The sequence below is a fragment of the Pedobacter africanus genome (assembly GCF_040548825.1).
GTDB classification, from domain to species: domain Bacteria; phylum Bacteroidota; class Bacteroidia; order Sphingobacteriales; family Sphingobacteriaceae; genus Pedobacter; species Pedobacter africanus_A.
Genome location: NZ_JBEPSL010000004.1, coordinates 210,931 through 226,922 on the forward strand (window position 1 = coordinate 210,931; position 15,992 = coordinate 226,922).

Here is a 15,992-nt window from a genome sequence, read left to right on the forward strand (position 1 = left end):
AAATACAGATTTTACCTGCCTTATAAGTTCGCCAATTGAATTTATATTGTAAAAATGAATATAGATTTAAGCATGTTCTTTCTCTGGTGTGGGCTGGGCTGCCTTATGTTCCTGGGAAACCAGTTTAGCTGTAGGATAACCTCTTTTTGTACAACGTTCAATCAGCTCATTTAACAAGTTTTTATCCATTTCCGGTTTACGTGCCATGATAAAAAGATATTTGTGCTTAGGATGACCAACCACAACATAGGAATAATCATCTGCAAGTTCTATAATCCAGTAATCTTCTTTAAAAGGCCATACAAACTGGGCTTTAAACCTGGCATTTCTGCTGCCCCTGACCACAAAAAGTTTAGACCTGAAGTATTTACGTTTTTCCTGACCGATCACCTTATAAGTAGTAAAAACAGCATAATAACCATCCGGATGAATTACATAAGTTTCAATCGTTTCCCTCCAGTGTTTATCCATAAAAGTAGGAATGGAATACAGGGAAAACCATTTTCCCGCATATGCCATAATATCTACCCCTTGTACAGGTTGGTTTTCCATAAAGTTTCCTCCGATGATCTAGTTTTGGCAAATGTAAATTCTTTATCATAAAACCCCTAAGGAAGAATAAAGTTTTCAAAAGCATTTTTTAAACTCATGTAATTTTCTAACTTCGAACAGAAGGTAACATACATAAAAAATTAAATATTTATGAAGATAACGGTTGTAGGTGCCGGCGCTGTAGGCGCCACTTGTGCAGATAATATTGCCAGAAAAGAATTAGCTGAAGAATTGATTCTGCTGGACATTAAAGAAGGTTTTGCGGAAGGAAAATCAATAGACATGATGCAGACAGCCGCTTTACTGGGCTTCGATACTAAAATTAAGGGTGTTACCAACGATTACGCCGCCACTGCAGGTTCTGAAGTTGTGGTGATTACCTCAGGCTTGCCCCGCAAGCCCGGCATGACACGTGAAGAACTGATCGGTACCAATGCCAATATTGTGAAAGGTGTTACTGAGAACATTTTAAAATACTCACCAGATACCATCATCATTGTGGTTTCCAATCCAATGGATACCATGAATTATTTAACCTTAAAATCATCGGGATTACCTAAAAACCGTATCCTGGGAATGGGAGGGGCATTGGATTCATCCCGTTTTAAATATTATCTTAGCCAGGAACTGGGCTGCTCTCCTGCAGACCTGAACGCTGTGGTTATTGGTGGCCATGGCGATACCACTATGATCCCTCTGATCCAGCATGCAACCTGGAACAGCATTCCGGTGAGCCAGCTGTTAAACAAGGAGCAGCAGGATAAGGTGGTTGCCGCCACTATGGTTGGTGGGGCGACACTGACAGGCTTAATTGGTACATCGGCATGGTATGCGCCTGGAGCTGGTACAGCGGCAATGGTAGAAAGCATTGTACGTGACGAGAAGAAACTGATTTCATCGGGCGTTTACCTGGATGGAGAATATGGGCAAAAAGACATCTCCCTGGTGGTTCCGGTCATCATTGGCAAAAATGGAGCTGAAAAGATACTTGACTTCAAATTAAGCGAGGCTGAACAGGCGGCTTTCAACAAAAGCGCAGATGCGGTACGCAATATGAATGCAGTATTGACCGATATGAATTTAGTGTAGGGGAGTTTTGAATGAGGACAATTGCAGTTCCCCTTACCCTGATCAACTTACAAGACGATGGTTTCCACCTTTTGGTGGAAATTGTTGTTTTTGGACAAAAATTATTAGCTGTTGTAGATACCGGAGCTTCCAGATCTGTTTTTGACAAATCCTTTATTGAAAGTAACATCAAAGGACTGGAACATACTGAAGAAACTCATGCCACTACCCTTTTTACTACTTCAAGCACTCTGCAGGCCAGTATTCCCAAAATAAAAATAGGCAGCCTGATCTTAAAAGACTATGAAGCTGTAGCATTAGATCTTAATGCGGTAAACCAGGCCTATGAAGGTTTGGGACATCCTAACATTATGGCAATTATTGGCGGCGACCTGCTGTTGAAATATCATGCGACGATCAATTACCGTAAAATGAAACTATTTCTTTACAGGACATAAAAAAGGCCCCTTTACAGAGGCCTTTTTAGACTAAGCATCAATCTTAGCATACTTTGCATTTCTTTCTATAAAATCCCTTCGTGGAGCAACCTCATCTCCCATCAACATAGAGAAAGTATGATCACATTCGGCAGCATTTTCTATCGTAGCCTGCATTAAGGTACGTGTCGCAGGATTTAATGTAGTATCCCACAACTGTTCAGCATTCATCTCTCCCAAACCTTTGTAGCGTTGAATGTGTACACTTTCTTCTTTACCTGCACCTTTTAAACGCTGCACAGCGGCATCACGCTGTTTATCATTCCAGCAATATTCAAATTCCTTACCTTTTTTTACCTGGTATAATGGCGGCGCTGCAATGTAAACATAACCGGCTTCAATAAGCGCTTTCATGTACCTGAAAAAGAAAGTCAGAATAAGGGTCGTAATGTGAGATCCGTCGATATCAGCATCCGTCATGATCACGATCTTATGGTAGCGCAGTTTAGCCAGATTTAAGGCCTTATCATCTTCTTCGGTGCCAATACTTACCCCAAGTGCAGTAAACATATTTTTGATCTCGTCATTTTCATAGATCTTATGTTCCATTGCTTTTTCAACATTCAGGATTTTTCCCTTTAAAGGTAAAATGGCCTGGAAGTTACGGTCGCGGCCCTGCTTGGCCGTACCACCCGCAGAGTCACCCTCCACCAGGTACAGCTCGCATTTTTCCGGATCGCTATCTGAACAGTCGGCCAGTTTACCAGGTAAACCAGAGCCGCCCATTACACTTTTACGCTGAACCATCTCGCGCGCTTTACGGGCTGCCGCACGTGCTGTTGCGGCCAGAATAACCTTGTTAACGATCATTTTGGCCTCTTTAGGATTCTCCTCAAGATAAATACCCAACGCTTCTCCAACAGCAATATCAACCGCACCCATCACTTCGGAGTTCCCGAGTTTGGTTTTTGTTTGCCCTTCAAACTGTGGCTCCTGTACTTTAACAGAAACAACGGCCGTTAATCCTTCTCGGAAGTCATCACCGGTAATTTCAAATTTAACATTTTTAAGCAGTCCTGATTTATCTGCGTAAGCTTTTAATGTTCTGGTCAAACCTCTTCTGAAACCGGCAATATGTGTCCCTCCCTCGTGGGTGTTGATATTATTTACATAAGAATGTACGTTCTCGGAATAACTATCATTGTATTGCAAAGCCAGTTCCACCGGAATACCATTTTTAATACCTTCAACATAAATCGGTTCAGGAATCAGCGATGGACGTGTTCCATCAAGAAACTGGACAAACTCCTTTAGCCCGCCATCTGAATGAAACAATTCCGAAAGAAAGGAACCATCTTCCAATACTTCACGTTCATCAGTCAGCGTCAGCTTAATCCCCTTATTCAGGAAAGCCAGCTCTCTAAGCCTGCCTGCCAGAGTATCGTAACGATACTCTAAGGTTTGGGTAAAAATTTCCGGGTCGGGTTGAAACGTCTGTATCGTTCCGGTCTTATCAGACACTCCTATTTCCTTCACATCAAACAAAGGCTTACCCCGCTCGTACTCCTGGGTAAAAATCTTTCCTTCCCGGTGAACTACAGTTTTCACATGGGTCGACAATGCATTTACACAACTTACACCCACACCATGCAAACCACCAGATACTTTATAAGTATCCTTATCAAATTTACCACCCGCGTGAAGCACCGTCATTACGATCTCCAATGCCGATTTCCCTTCCTTTGTGTTGATTCCTGTTGGGATACCACGGCCGTTATCCTCAACAGTGATCGAATTTCCTTCATGAATAGTTACATAGATATCTGTACAATACCCTGCCAGAGCTTCATCAATTGAGTTGTCGACAACCTCATACACCAGGTGGTGCAAACCTTTGATTCCGGTATCTCCTATATACATAGAAGGGCGCTTGCGCACCGCTTCCAAACCTTCCAATACCTGTATATTATCTGCCGAATAATTTGACTTTGGATCTTTTTCTTCGCTCATATTTTTCTATAAAACAATAAGATTCAAATTTAACCAATTATGGTCAATTTAAGGCAAATGTGGATAACTATTTGACCAAATAATGGCTGAAAAACGTCCTAAAAAACATAATCTTTAGGATACTAATTTTGAAATTTTATATTTGCCCTAATCAACGTTACATTTGACAAATAGAACAATTTACAATAGATGAAAACAACATTCAAATTAAGCAGTATTGCGACAGCAGTTGCCATAGTTTCTGTTATGGCTTCTTGTCAGAACAAAGAAGAAAAGGGGGCTACTGCTAAAACACCAGAGTCGGCAGCAGTTGCAGCTACAGAGAAAATTGTATATGTAAACTCTGATTCATTGCTGACTAAATATCAGTATTTCAAAGACCTCAAAGTAAAGATGGATGCCAAATCTAAAACGGCACAAACAGACCTTACTTCCAAACAACAGGCCTTCCAGCGTGAAGTTGCCCAATATCAGCAACAGGCTAATACCCTTCCTGCCGATCAGAGGGCTTCCACAGAAGAAAGATTGGCCCGTAAACAGCAGGAATTACAGGCATATACCCAAAATGCAGGCGCAGCCCTTCAAAATGAGCAGGCCGCTGAAAATGAGAAGCTATACGATAAGGTTGCGGACTACCTGAAAGGATATGCTAAAAAGAAAGGTTATAAAATGGTACTTACCTATGCTAAGGGAAACAGTGCTATTTTATTTGCTGATGAGAGTTTAGATGTGACCAGCGAGGTGATTGTAGGCCTTAATGAAGCCTATAAAAGTGATAAAAAATAATACAAGCTATAATATTGAAAATGCCCTCGCTTAATCGGGGGCATTTTTTTTGTAGTATATTTAAGTATGAATGAAACGAGTGAACACGAGAAGTTTATGAAAATAGCCATCCAGGTTTCCGAAAAGAATGTATTGGAAGGTATTGGCGGCCCGTTTGGCGCTGTTGTGGTGAAAGCCGGAAAGGTGATTGCAAAAAGTGCCAACAAGGTGACCTCCACTAATGACCCCACTGCGCACGCCGAGGTTTCTGCCATAAGACTGGCCTGTAAAAAACTAAAGACCTTCGACTTAAGTGGCTGCACCATTTACACCAGCTGTGAACCCTGCCCAATGTGCCTGAGTGCCATTTATTGGGCAAAAATTGACATCATTTATTACGGAAACACAAAAGTCGATGCTGCAGCCATTGGGTTTAATGATAAATTCATTTATGACGAGCTGGACAAACCAATGCATAAACGTATCCTCCCGGTTAAACAAATATTGAGAACAGAAGCACAAAATGCCTTTAAGCTGTGGGACCAAAGTGCCATGCGTATAGATTACTAGACGCTTATTTACTTTGATGAGATGACAGGCCAATCATGGTATCCAGCTCTTTTACTACCGCATCTGCAGATCCCGAAAAACCCACAGATTTGAAACGTATGTTCCCATCAGGGCCTATGATAAACTTAGTAGGAATCCCATCTACTTTATAAGCACTTACTATATCAAATTTTGATGGGTCCTGTTTATTTTTAGTATCAAATAAAACATTAAATGTCACCTTCTTTTCTGCGATAAAATCTTTCACCAGCTTTTCCCTGTTGTCTTCCGTTTGCCAGGTATTTACAAAAAGGAATACAACATTAGGGTTATCGGCGTATTTGGTAACAGCTTTTTGCATCCCCGGAAATGATGCAACGCAAGGGCCACACCAGGTTGCCCAATAATCAACAATAACCACTTTTCCTTTTAGGGCCGACAACCTTACTGTTTCACCCTTTAAATTTACCAGGGAAAAATCCGGCGCAGGCTCATTGATCATCTTTTTGCTCCATTCTTCACGTTCTTTTACCATTGCCTCTTTTTCAACACCGGCAATAAAGGTTTCAAAAGGAAGTTTAAGCTTTTTATTTTCGTAAAGCACCCTGAACCGTTCCTTCATCTTGTCGGTACCTTTACCTGCTTTCAGAAAACTTTCTGCCATAGTAAAGGCTTTGTCTTTGCTGCCAGACAGGTCCAGGTAAGTCACGTAACGTTCGTTACCTGCGGCGTCATTAAATGGCATTGCTTTTTCCTGATAAACCACAGCTTCTGCATTTTTTCCGAGGTTATGCAGCAACAGCGCGTAGGTATCGGCATACATTGCGTAACTGCGGTTCAGCCCCTTAAAATACTCTTCTCTTGATGGATAGAATTCGGGAACTGGCTCTTTCTTTGCAGCATCAATAAGATCCAGTGATTTTTTTGAAAGGTCGGCAGCAAAGGAACTTTGTTCATTTTTCTCAGCCAGAGGCCAGGCCACTGAATTGTAGAGACCGGCCAGTGCTATTTTATTGGAAATCTTATCTGCATAAATTTTAAATTTATCATAGTTTTTTTCTCTGGCATATTGACCTGCCAGCTTTTGAAAAATCATAGCAACCTTATCCTGGTCAGATTTCTTATTAAGGTCTAGATCAAATTTCTGAATCAACTCATTTAGCTTCTGCTCCGTTACAGTGGCAGACTTTTCGGAATACAACTCGTTTAAAGCACTCCCAAATGCCAGCGAACCTTTAGGAAATCTTGTAATGATCCTATTTTTAAGAGTATCCGATTTTGCCTTTTGTTTTAAAGTACCGTACAGATTGTGTACAACCGCAAGATTTTTTTCAGCTTCAGGTTGTATAGCCAGCAGTCGGCTGATGTTTTCTTCTATTAGCTTTCCACCAGCCTCTTTGTTTATCCTGTACTTCAGGCCCAAATAAGAGCTCAGATATTTTTCTTTTAGCTCCGGTTTTATTTTAAATCCTTCTTCATAAGCAGAAACAGCTTTTTCAGGGTTGGTCTTCATTCCGAGATAGTAAGATCCGAAGAAATCGTACAAATAAGCCTCGTTGGTATAAGCTTCCCCTGGTATTTTGCCTTTTTCAGACAACTTAACATAGTATCCTTCTGCATTGCTATCTTTTATTTCTCCCGAAGAAAATGTTAATGCAACCAAAGTTGTACTATCAGTTGTAGGCAAATCGGCCTCATAAAGCTCCCCCACTTTTACCAGGTTCACAACTGTTGGTCCGGGTTGTTTTTTTGCAAAAACAAATGCCTTGCAATCAATTTTTTGCTGTCCCGAAAGCTTGGTACCAGCAGGGTTATAAGTGAATTTAACGATACTCCCCGCCTCGGGAAACGCCTGCTCAAATTTTACGTGCTGACTGAAAACTAAAAGCGGTGCAGCAAACAGCAGCAGAAGGCAAATACTTTTAATAAATTTCATAATCAAGAGGTTAAGGTTGAGAAAATATAAACTAAATATATAGTTTTCCATTCAAAAAAGAAACAATTCCTAAAAAAAATGATCTCATCAAATAATCGTAATTTTGTTTAGCCATGAAGTACGAAGAAAACATACGAATAGAGCTGGAATTCTGGAAAATGGAAATGATGCGCAAGCCTACTTTTCTAAACAGGGTTACCACTGGTGTGCAAAAAAAGATCAACGGCTATATTCCTGACAAAGTACATAAAGTCATTACTGAGACCATCAAGGCTATGGTTAAAACTGTTCTTTATGGCTCAACTTATACTACCAGTTCGATGCCTCCGGAGGACATGAGTATTCTTCACCGGGATTCTCTTGTACAACAGAAGATAGACAACTACTGTAAAACCGGGGCTGCTGAAGGTGGCATTACCGGGGCCGGTGGTTTTCTGATGAGTATGGCAGATTTCCCAATCCTGATTGGAATTAAGTTTAAAATGCTCTTTGAAATTGCTTCCCTGTATGGTTTTGATGTGAGGGACTTTAGGGAACGGATGTATATATTGTACATCTTCCAATTGACTTTTTCGAGCAAACAAGGTACAACAAAAGTATTTCTGCATCTTCAAAACTGGGAAGCGCAATTACTTACACTCCCTGAAAACCCGGAAGATTTTGACTGGCAAACATTTCAGCAGGAATACCGCGATTATATAGACCTGGCCAAGCTGGCCCAGCTACTTCCGGTAGTGGGTGCCGCAGTTGGTGCGGTCGCCAACTATCAGCTCATTAAAAAACTGGGAAAAACTGCTATGCAGGCTTATAGAATGCGCTTGATCGATCAGCAGCGGCTAATCCGTTAATCTTCCTCAAACATCCCTCCCAAAAGGTCGTCAGTTTCACGCCTATCTTTTTTGGTAGGCCGCCCGGTCCCCCTGTCTCTTCTTAGTGTTGGCGCATGGAACATCGATTTAAAAGCATGAGTTTCCTCAACCGGGGTAATGTCTTTATACTTGGTTACTGCAATCTTGGACTCTACCCTGTTGTACAACAATTCAACCACTTCAATCACTTTTTTTTCAATACCTTTAGACACCTGGTATACATCGCCGGGCTTCACAACTGCCGAAGGCTTAACGTTCTGTCCGTTTAACTTAATACGTCCCGCTTTACAAGCCTCAGTAGCCAGACTCCTGGTTTTAAACAGTCGTATGGCCCATAAATATTTATCTATCCTAAGTTTTTCCTGTTCGGTCATAACGCACCAAAAATAGATAATATTAAAGGATTATGATAAAATTCGTTTATTTTGTCAAAAAATAACAAACAATCATGATAGCACAATTAAAAAAGTTAGTAGAAGCCGCTTGGGAAGACAGAACTTTATTAGAATATAGTGAACATTGCGAAGCAATAGAAACTGTAATTATGCAGCTGGACAAAGGAGAGCTGCGCGTTGCAGAACCAATTTTAAACTCCTGGGGTGTAAATGAATGGATAAAAAAAGCCGTGATCCTTTATTTCCCGATCAGACAAATGAAAGTTATTGAAACCGGTCCCTTTGTGTTTCACGACAAAATGAAACTGAAAACCAATTATAAGGACCTGGGTGTACGGGTAGTTCCCGGTGCCAGCGCCCGTTATGGTGCATACCTGGCAAAAGGTGTAATCATGATGCCATCTTACGTAAACATTGGCGCCTATGTAGATGAAGGTACAATGGTGGATACCTGGGCTACAGTAGGATCATGTGCTCAAATCGGAAAACACGTTCATTTGAGCGGTGGTGTAGGAATCGGTGGTGTATTGGAGCCGGTACAGGCATCTCCTGTAATTATTGAAGACAACTGCTTCCTTGGGTCAAGAGCCATTGTAGTAGAAGGTGTAAAAGTAGAGAAAGAAGCGGTACTGGGTGCAAATGTAGTGTTAACGGCCTCTACAAAAATTATCGATGTTACCGGACCAACCCCGGTTGAATATAAAGGTATTGTACCGGCACGTTCTGTGGTGATCCCGGGTTCTTATGCCAAAAAATTCCCGGCGGGAGAATACCAGGTACCATGTGCATTAATTATTGGTAAAAGAAAAGAGTCGACAGACAAGAAAACATCACTGAATGATGCATTGAGAGAAAACAATGTAGCGGTATAGATGAACACTTTAATTGAAGGGGAGAATAGTGTGCTGGTATCCATTGCAATGTGTACCTACAATGGCGAAGTTTTTTTAGATCAACAGATACAATCCATACTCAACCAGACTTATACCAATCTGGAACTGGTTATCGTTGACGATTGCTCTACCGACGGAACCTTTGAATTGTTGCAGTCCTGGCACACTAAACACCCTTCAAAGTTTAAAATATTCAGGAATGAAAAGAACCTGGGCTACAATAAGAACTTTGAAAAAGCCATTTCTTTATGCTCTGGAGATTTTATCGCCATATCTGATCAGGACGACATCTGGCTTCCCGCCAAAATTGAGAAGCTAACCCATACCTTCACAAAAGACAATATTGTACTGAGCCACTGTGCATCTATTCACTTATTGGGAAATAAACTAAAATCCAAATCTGGTGTGCTACGCTGGGAAAGGCATTTTTCTGGCAATAACACCTCAAGCCTGTTTTTGTTTAACCAGGTGCAAGGACACAATATGATGTTCAGAAAAACATTGGTTCCGTATATTTTACCGCTGCCACCTGATGTTTATTACGATTGGTGGATAGCTGTTGTAGCTACCTGCTATGGCAGTATCAGTTCTGTTCCGGAATATCTGGTACAACACCGCCTCCACCGCAACAATGCCTACTTTCAAAAAGGAAGAAAATCCAAAAAGGAAGACAGGTTATACCTGCTGAATACACTAAAAGCATTTTCGGGCATCGGGCAAATGGAACCCGCCACTCGTCAATTTTTAGCTGAGCTGATACAGCAGATCTCTGCCAGTGTAAATACTTTTAATCATAAATTTGATTTTAACCTGTTTAAATTCGTTTACAAAAACAGATGGGCCATTTTTGGGCATAAAAAAAGATTTTTCCCCGAATGGTCATTGCTAAAAGCTTCTTTTAAATACTCAAAACCTTAACACTTGCGCAATGAATAACTGTAGTCTGATCATTTCAACCTATAACTGGCCCGAAGCACTGGAGCTTTGCCTGGAAAGTGTGAAAAATCAGCTTGTAAAACCCTTTGAAGTCATTATTGCCGACGATGGTTCTACCCATCAGACTAAGTTAATCATAAAAAAGTACCAGGGTGAGGGCTTGTTAAACATAGTACATATATGGCAGCCCGACAACGGATTTCAGCTCGCCCAGATCAGAAACAAAGCAATTGCAGCAAGTACCGGAGAATATATCATTCAAATTGATGGAGATGTAATCCTACATCGTCATTTTGTAGAAGACCATTTAAATGCCGCAAAAGCAGATTGCTTCATCCAGGGCTCCAGGGTAATGCTGGGCATGAAGGTTTCGACAAAATTGCTCCGGCAAAAATCTATAGAAATCAATCTGTTTGGTTCTGACATCAAAAGGAAAGAGAATGGTATCCGTTTGCTGTGGCTGAGCAAGCTCCTTCAAAAAAAATACAGGAACCGTTATCCGATCTATTGGGCCAGGGGAGCAAACATGTCGTTTTGGAAAAAGGACCTCCTTCTGGTTAACGGCTATAATGAAAATTTTACAGGTTGGGGTGATGAGGACAGTGAACTTACTTTAAGGCTCTTAAACTCGGGCAAAACAAAACTATACCTTAAATTTGCAGGAATAATCTATCACATTTATCACAATGAAGATGCTTCGAAGGCCAAGTCTTCGAAAAACAGAAGTTTATTGGAGCTTGCGTTTTCCAATAAAATTGTCTCTACTGATAACGGATTAGATAAATATCTTCAAAAATGAAATCCAACAAAGAAACACTTCCTGGTTGTTCACTAATGATTGCCACTTACAACTGGCCGGAAGCCCTGGATCTTTGTTTAATGAGTGTATTGAACCAACACCATTTACCCAACGAAATCATTGTCGCCGATGATGGTTCTACCAACGAGACCAAAGAACTTGTTCAGCGAATTGCCAGGCAAACAACTGTGCCGATTGTACACATCTGGCATCCCGATGAAGGCTTTCAATTGGCAGCCATTAGAAATAAGGCGATTAAGGCGGCAAAGTACGACTACCTGATCCAGATTGACGGAGATATTATACTAAATGAATATTTTATCCATGACCACTTAAATTTTGCGGCCCCCGGAACTTTCTTATGTGGAAGCAGGGTATCACTTTCCCCTCAAAAAAGCACCAGATTACTAGCGAAAAAACAATTCAGGTTAAAATATGCCGACATGCCATTTGCTACCATATTCAATAGCTTCAGATCGGCGGTTTTAAGACGGCTGCTGGCAGACCGATATAAAAAAAACAAACTTCATGCGTTAAGAGGCTGCAATATGTCGTTCTGGCGCAATGACCTGCTTCAGATAAACGGGTACAATCAGGACATTACAGGCTGGGGTAGTGAGGATTTTGAACTCGCGATACGGTTAATTAATAGCGGTATAAAAAAGAGGTTCCTTAAATTTGGGGGAGTTGCGTACCATATTTATCATAAAGAAAACAGTAAGGATAAGCTCCAAAAAAACACCGAAATACTGGAGCAGACCATAAAAAACAAAAACACCTGGATCAATCATGGAATATCCGGTATAGATTCACAATAAGATCTGAAAAAATGCTGAAACAAGAAATCGAAAAGGCGCTGACTGTTTTAAAAGATGGAGGGGTGATCCTCTATCCTACCGATACGGTATGGGGATTAGGCTGTGATGCAACAAATGAACAGGCTGTTGCCAAAATAAACGACATCAAAGGCCGTGCAGCAGATAAAAGCTTCATTATACTTTTAGATACCGATGCCAAACTGCAAAGCTATGTAAAAGAAATACCTGATGTTGCTTATGACCTGATCGAATATGCAGAAAATCCGCTAACCCTGGTGTTTCCAAATGCAAAGAACCTGGCAAAAAATGTGATAAATGCGGATGGTAGTGTGGGCATCAGAATTGTTAAACATGATTTTTGCACTCAACTCATCCAAAGGTTCCGAAAACCGATCACCTCTACTTCAGCAAATATATCAGGGCAACCAACCCCTCCTTTTTTTGATGACATCAGTGATGAAGTAAAAGCTGCAGTAGATCATATCGTAGATTGGGAACAAGCGCTTAAAATCAACAAAAAGCCCTCAACCATAATGAAATTAGCTCCTGGTGGTCAATTTTCCTTTATTAGAAGGTAAGTTTTACTACTTTTGTAAACTCATCAATGGAACAACACCTGCAACATCCTGTTTTTAAAGCCCTTGCCGATATTGCGCATTTAAATCATATCGAAGCCTATGTCATTGGCGGCTATGTCCGGGATATTTTCCTGAAAAGGCCCTCTAAAGATATTGACATAGTAGTACTCGGAAATGGCATTGAATACGCAGAACTGGTAGGACGACATCTTAAAAGCAAGGTGGCGGTGTTCAAAAACTTTGGTACTGCAATGTTAAAATTCCAGGATCTTGAAATTGAATTTGTAGGTGCAAGAAAAGAATCTTATCGTTCTGATTCCCGCAAACCTATCGTTGAAAATGGAACCATCGAAGACGATCAGCTCAGGAGAGATTTTACCATCAATGCCCTGGCCATCTCTTTAAATAAAATGAGTTATGGACAATTGGTTGATCCCTTTGATGGCTTGGCAGACCTCAAAGAAAAACTGATCAGAACGCCGCTCGAACCTGAGCTCACCTTCTCCGATGATCCGCTCCGAATGATGCGCGCTATCCGCTTTGCAGCCCAGCTTAATTTTACAATTGATGAAAAGGCGCTCAGTGCAATAAAAAAACAAAAAGAGCGGATCGCTATTGTTTCCAAAGAAAGAATAACCGATGAACTCAATAAAATCATTCTTTCAAAAGTACCTTCAATAGGATTTAAATACCTCTTTGACACCGGACTTTTACAACTTATCTTCCCGCAGATGGCCAATCTGTACGGGGTTGATGTCATTAAGGGAAAAGGGCATAAAGACAATTTTTACCACACCCTGCAGGTACTCGACAATATTTGTGAAACCACCACCGATCTATGGCTGCGATGGGCTGCAATTTTACACGACATTGCCAAACCAGCGACAAAGCGTTTTGAGGAAGGCCATGGATGGACATTTCATGGACATGAAGATAAGGGGGCCAGGATGGTACCCAAAATATTTGCGGAGCTCAAATTGCCGCTAAACGAAAAAATGAAGTTTGTACAAAAACTGGTACAACTTCACCTGCGGCCAATAGTTCTGGCACAGGAACTGGTTACCGATTCAGCAGTGAGAAGGCTTTTGTTTGACGCGGGAGAAGACATAGAAAGCTTAATGTTGCTTTGCAATGCCGATGTCACCACCAAAAATGAATACAAGATAAAAAAATACCGCAACAACTTTGAACTGGTTAAACAAAAACTCAAAGATGTAGAAGAACGGGACAAAATCAGGAACTGGCAACCTCCCATTACAGGAAATGACATCATGGAAATTTTCGGATTATCAGCAGGAAGAGAAGTTGGATTGATCAAAAATGCCATCCGGGAAGCAATTCTGGAAGGAGAAATTATCAATACCTACGACAGTGCATTACAGTTTATGCTCGAAAAAGCTAAAGAATTTGGACTGAAACCGATAAAGCACTGACACAATTATAGAAAGTATATTTTATTTTTTAATTTTATACCTAGAAAATAGGCTCAAATGGCAATTTATAGATTTAGAATAAGTTTCGAAGATTTCGATGAAGTAGTAAGGGAAATAGATATAAAATCCACTCAAACCTTTGAAGATTTGCACAAAGCAGTACACCGCTCAACCGGATACTCTCCAGAAAAATCTTCGTCATTTTTTGTTAGTACAGATAACTGGATTAAAGGCGATGAAATCGCTTATCTACCGGTTCAGCGTAAAATTGAAAGGGGTGTGGCTTTAATGGAGAACTCCAAACTAAGTAAATTCATTGAAGACCCACATCAGAAATTCTACTACATCTATAATTTTGATCGCCCCTTTGATTTTCATGTTGAACTGATCAAGATCATTCTTGAAACCGATCCTAACATCGAGTATCCATTTCTGGTAAAAAGTACCGGTGAAGCGCCTAAAATCATTGACAAAAACAATTTTGGCGCTGTTGCTGTATCCTCAGCTGCTGCATCTACTGAATTTGATTTCCTGAATGAAATGGATTTTGTGCCCGAGGATACTGAAGAACTCGAAGCTATGGGGGGCAGAGGGATCAATGCAGAAGAAACAACCGATGACGATACAGAAGAAGAATCTGAAGAAAATGATGACTTTTCAGATAATGACAATTACGAAGACGAAGAATACAAAGAGGATGACTATTAATGCCAGGTTATGGCATTAGGTAAAACATTGATTGTAGTTGTAGGTCCGACAGGGATAGGAAAAACAGCCCTGGCTATCTCATTGGCCAGGCATTTTAACACTGAAATCTTATCCGCAGACTCAAGACAATTTTTTAAAGAGATGGAAATTGGAACGGCAAAACCTTCAACTGAAGAGCTTGCTGCCGCACCGCATCATTTTATCAATTCTCATAATGTTGATACCCTTTTTAGTACTGGTGATTTTGAAGTACAGGTTATTGATCTCCTAGAACTTCTGTTTAAAAAGCATAAACTGCTGATCATGGTTGGTGGATCAGGTTTATATATCGATGCGGTTTGTAATGGGTTGGATGATCTCCCTGACACTGATCTGAAAATCCGGGAAATGCTGAACCTGCAGCTTGCAACGGATGGCCTGGAATCCATCAAACAACAGCTCATTGAATATGATCCGGAGTACTACAGTAAAATAGACCAATCCAATCCTCAAAGAATGATACGCGGACTAGAATTTTTCCTTTCTACAGGAAAAAAATTATCCCTCTATCAGACCAACAGCAAAAAAGTAAGGCCTTTCAATATCTTGAAAATAGGCTTGAATATGGATCGCACCGAACTGTACAACCGCATCAACCAACGTGTAGATCACATGATGCAGGCGGGCCTGCTGGAGGAAGTTAAGGATCTGCAACCTTACAGGAAATACAATGCCCTCAATACTGTCGGTTATTCTGAACTGTTTTCCCATCTAGATGGCGATATCACCTTAAAAGAAGCTGTTGACCAGATTAAACAAAATACACGGCGCTTTGCCAAACGTCAACTCACATGGTTCAGAAGAGATGATAGCATTGCCTGGTTTGAACCTGGTCAGGACAATACCATCATCAATTATATCTCGCAAAAAACGAATTAAGCCTGGGCTGCAGGGCCACCAAAATTCATCGGAAAACCCGGAGGTTCTTCCTGGGTTTTAATCCGTCCATTCGCTGCTTCATATTTTTCAATATTATCTTGCATAGCAGCAGCCAGTCGTTTGGCATGCTCCGGTGTCAAAATAATCCTTGATTTTACCCTTGCTTTTGGTACACCTGGCATTACCCTTATAAAATCAAGTACAAATTCGGTATTGGAATGTGTAATAATTGCCAGGTTAGAGAATACGCCCTCAGCGATTTCCTCCGAAAGCTCAATATTTAATTGATTGTCGTTGTTTTGTTCTTCCATACAACAAACTTAGGTAA

At 40.8% G+C, this 15,992-nt stretch carries 18 protein-coding genes; 13 read left to right on the plus strand and 5 right to left on the minus strand.

Translation table 11 applies throughout. From position 1 onward, the window contains the following. Positions 1 to 66: 66 nt before the first annotated feature. Positions 67 to 552 carry a lipocalin family protein gene (locus ABIE26_RS20520; protein ID WP_310145321.1) on the minus strand — a complete coding sequence of 162 codons (486 nt, stop codon included), beginning with the start codon at positions 550 to 552 and terminating at the stop codon, positions 67 to 69. 150 nt (positions 553 to 702) lie between these two features. On the opposite strand from ABIE26_RS20520, the gene mdh reads away from it, so the two are divergent. After that, positions 703 to 1,641, plus strand: coding sequence for a malate dehydrogenase (mdh, locus tag ABIE26_RS20525; protein ID WP_310145323.1), 939 nt, complete (start codon positions 703 to 705; stop codon positions 1,639 to 1,641). Between the two features lie 11 nt (positions 1,642 to 1,652). Further along, a complete protein-coding gene (locus ABIE26_RS20530; RefSeq protein WP_310145324.1) occupies positions 1,653 to 2,078 on the plus strand; it encodes a retropepsin-like aspartic protease in 426 nt (141 codons plus the stop codon). 30 nt (positions 2,079 to 2,108) lie between these two features. On the opposite strand, the gene gyrB is transcribed toward ABIE26_RS20530, so the two are convergent. Then, a complete protein-coding gene (gene gyrB, locus ABIE26_RS20535) occupies positions 2,109 to 4,067 on the minus strand; it encodes a DNA topoisomerase (ATP-hydrolyzing) subunit B (protein ID WP_310145326.1) in 1,959 nt (652 codons plus the stop codon). Positions 4,068 to 4,256: 189 nt separating this feature from the next. Between gyrB and ABIE26_RS20540 the strand changes: the two genes are divergently transcribed. Both ABIE26_RS20540 and ABIE26_RS20545 read left to right on the plus strand, forming a co-directional pair. Further along, on the plus strand, positions 4,257 to 4,853 hold the full coding sequence (locus ABIE26_RS20540; protein ID WP_310145328.1) for an OmpH family outer membrane protein: 597 nt from the start codon (positions 4,257 to 4,259) through the stop codon (positions 4,851 to 4,853). 66 nt (positions 4,854 to 4,919) lie between these two features. Next, positions 4,920 to 5,402 carry a nucleoside deaminase gene (locus ABIE26_RS20545; RefSeq protein ID WP_310145330.1) on the plus strand — a complete coding sequence of 161 codons (483 nt, stop codon included), beginning with the start codon at positions 4,920 to 4,922 and terminating at the stop codon, positions 5,400 to 5,402. A gap of 4 nt (positions 5,403 to 5,406) precedes the next feature. On the opposite strand, the gene ABIE26_RS20550 is transcribed toward ABIE26_RS20545, so the two are convergent. After that, on the minus strand, positions 5,407 to 7,317 hold the full coding sequence (locus ABIE26_RS20550) for a TlpA family protein disulfide reductase (RefSeq protein ID WP_310145331.1): 1,911 nt from the start codon (positions 7,315 to 7,317) through the stop codon (positions 5,407 to 5,409). Positions 7,318 to 7,430: 113 nt separating this feature from the next. On the opposite strand from ABIE26_RS20550, the gene ABIE26_RS20555 reads away from it, so the two are divergent. Further along, the gene (locus ABIE26_RS20555) at positions 7,431 to 8,165 is read left to right on the plus strand and encodes an EcsC family protein (protein ID WP_310145333.1); all 735 of its coding nucleotides are present in this window, start codon (positions 7,431 to 7,433) and stop codon (positions 8,163 to 8,165) included. Here ABIE26_RS20555 and ABIE26_RS20560 read toward each other — a convergent pair. Further along, positions 8,162 to 8,560 carry an RNA-binding S4 domain-containing protein gene (locus tag ABIE26_RS20560; protein ID WP_084241326.1) on the minus strand — a complete coding sequence of 133 codons (399 nt, stop codon included), beginning with the start codon at positions 8,558 to 8,560 and terminating at the stop codon, positions 8,162 to 8,164. The two genes, ABIE26_RS20555 and ABIE26_RS20560, sit on opposite strands and share 4 nt — an antisense overlap. Before the next feature lie 74 nt (positions 8,561 to 8,634). Here ABIE26_RS20560 and ABIE26_RS20565 point away from each other — a divergent pair, with 74 nt between their 5' ends. Genes ABIE26_RS20565 through miaA form a run of 8 tightly spaced genes read left to right on the plus strand, consistent with a single transcriptional unit; the run spans position 8,635 to position 15,664 of the window. Beyond that, entirely contained in the window at positions 8,635 to 9,453 is an 819-nt protein-coding gene (locus ABIE26_RS20565) for a 2,3,4,5-tetrahydropyridine-2,6-dicarboxylate N-succinyltransferase (protein WP_200815718.1), read from the plus strand. After that, on the plus strand, positions 9,454 to 10,392 hold the full coding sequence (locus tag ABIE26_RS20570) for a glycosyltransferase family 2 protein (RefSeq protein WP_310145337.1): 939 nt from the start codon (positions 9,454 to 9,456) through the stop codon (positions 10,390 to 10,392). 10 nt (positions 10,393 to 10,402) lie between these two features. Further along, positions 10,403 to 11,209 (plus strand): glycosyltransferase family 2 protein, encoded by an 807-nt coding sequence (locus ABIE26_RS20575; protein WP_310145339.1) that lies wholly within the window; start codon positions 10,403 to 10,405, stop codon positions 11,207 to 11,209. Beyond that, complete coding sequence (locus ABIE26_RS20580) at positions 11,206 to 12,027, plus strand: glycosyltransferase family 2 protein (RefSeq protein ID WP_310145341.1); 822 nt, start codon at positions 11,206 to 11,208, stop codon at positions 12,025 to 12,027. The genes ABIE26_RS20575 and ABIE26_RS20580 overlap by 4 nt, the downstream gene beginning before the upstream one ends. Before the next feature lie 11 nt (positions 12,028 to 12,038). Beyond that, complete coding sequence (locus ABIE26_RS20585; protein ID WP_310145342.1) at positions 12,039 to 12,605, plus strand: L-threonylcarbamoyladenylate synthase; 567 nt, start codon at positions 12,039 to 12,041, stop codon at positions 12,603 to 12,605. Between the two features lie 26 nt (positions 12,606 to 12,631). Beyond that, on the plus strand, positions 12,632 to 14,038 hold the full coding sequence (locus ABIE26_RS20590; protein WP_310145345.1) for a CCA tRNA nucleotidyltransferase: 1,407 nt from the start codon (positions 12,632 to 12,634) through the stop codon (positions 14,036 to 14,038). A gap of 57 nt (positions 14,039 to 14,095) precedes the next feature. After that, positions 14,096 to 14,746, plus strand: coding sequence for an IS1096 element passenger TnpR family protein (locus tag ABIE26_RS20595; protein WP_310145347.1), 651 nt, complete (start codon positions 14,096 to 14,098; stop codon positions 14,744 to 14,746). A 9-nt stretch (positions 14,747 to 14,755) separates the two neighbouring features. After that, on the plus strand, positions 14,756 to 15,664 hold the full coding sequence (gene miaA, locus ABIE26_RS20600; RefSeq protein WP_310145348.1) for a tRNA (adenosine(37)-N6)-dimethylallyltransferase MiaA: 909 nt from the start codon (positions 14,756 to 14,758) through the stop codon (positions 15,662 to 15,664). Here miaA and ABIE26_RS20605 read toward each other — a convergent pair. Next, positions 15,661 to 15,975, minus strand: a complete 315-nt coding sequence (locus ABIE26_RS20605; protein WP_310145350.1) for a DUF3467 domain-containing protein — start codon at positions 15,973 to 15,975, stop codon at positions 15,661 to 15,663. The genes miaA and ABIE26_RS20605 overlap by 4 nt on opposite strands. Positions 15,976 to 15,992 lie beyond the last annotated feature (17 nt).

Coding starts and splice junctions, on each gene's coding strand:
- ABIE26_RS20575 (WP_310145339.1), top strand. CDS start 10,403: ATGAATAACTGTAGTCTGATCATTTCAACCTATAACTGGCCCGAAGCA.
- ABIE26_RS20585 (WP_310145342.1), top strand. CDS start 12,039: ATGCTGAAACAAGAAATCGAAAAGGCGCTGACTGTTTTAAAAGATGGA.
- gyrB (WP_310145326.1), bottom strand. CDS start 4,067: ATGAGCGAAGAAAAAGATCCAAAGTCAAATTATTCGGCAGATAATATA.
- ABIE26_RS20550 (WP_310145331.1), bottom strand. CDS start 7,317: ATGAAATTTATTAAAAGTATTTGCCTTCTGCTGCTGTTTGCTGCACCG.
- ABIE26_RS20530 (WP_310145324.1), top strand. CDS start 1,653: ATGAGGACAATTGCAGTTCCCCTTACCCTGATCAACTTACAAGACGAT.
- miaA (WP_310145348.1), top strand. CDS start 14,756: ATGGCATTAGGTAAAACATTGATTGTAGTTGTAGGTCCGACAGGGATA.
- ABIE26_RS20605 (WP_310145350.1), bottom strand. CDS start 15,975: ATGGAAGAACAAAACAACGACAATCAATTAAATATTGAGCTTTCGGAG.
- ABIE26_RS20520 (WP_310145321.1), bottom strand. CDS start 552: ATGGAAAACCAACCTGTACAAGGGGTAGATATTATGGCATATGCGGGA.
- ABIE26_RS20555 (WP_310145333.1), top strand. CDS start 7,431: ATGAAGTACGAAGAAAACATACGAATAGAGCTGGAATTCTGGAAAATG.
- ABIE26_RS20565 (WP_200815718.1), top strand. CDS start 8,635: ATGATAGCACAATTAAAAAAGTTAGTAGAAGCCGCTTGGGAAGACAGA.
- ABIE26_RS20560 (WP_084241326.1), bottom strand. CDS start 8,560: ATGACCGAACAGGAAAAACTTAGGATAGATAAATATTTATGGGCCATA.
- ABIE26_RS20545 (WP_310145330.1), top strand. CDS start 4,920: ATGAATGAAACGAGTGAACACGAGAAGTTTATGAAAATAGCCATCCAG.
- ABIE26_RS20570 (WP_310145337.1), top strand. CDS start 9,454: ATGAACACTTTAATTGAAGGGGAGAATAGTGTGCTGGTATCCATTGCA.
- mdh (WP_310145323.1), top strand. CDS start 703: ATGAAGATAACGGTTGTAGGTGCCGGCGCTGTAGGCGCCACTTGTGCA.
- ABIE26_RS20540 (WP_310145328.1), top strand. CDS start 4,257: ATGAAAACAACATTCAAATTAAGCAGTATTGCGACAGCAGTTGCCATA.
- ABIE26_RS20590 (WP_310145345.1), top strand. CDS start 12,632: ATGGAACAACACCTGCAACATCCTGTTTTTAAAGCCCTTGCCGATATT.
- ABIE26_RS20580 (WP_310145341.1), top strand. CDS start 11,206: ATGAAATCCAACAAAGAAACACTTCCTGGTTGTTCACTAATGATTGCC.
- ABIE26_RS20595 (WP_310145347.1), top strand. CDS start 14,096: ATGGCAATTTATAGATTTAGAATAAGTTTCGAAGATTTCGATGAAGTA.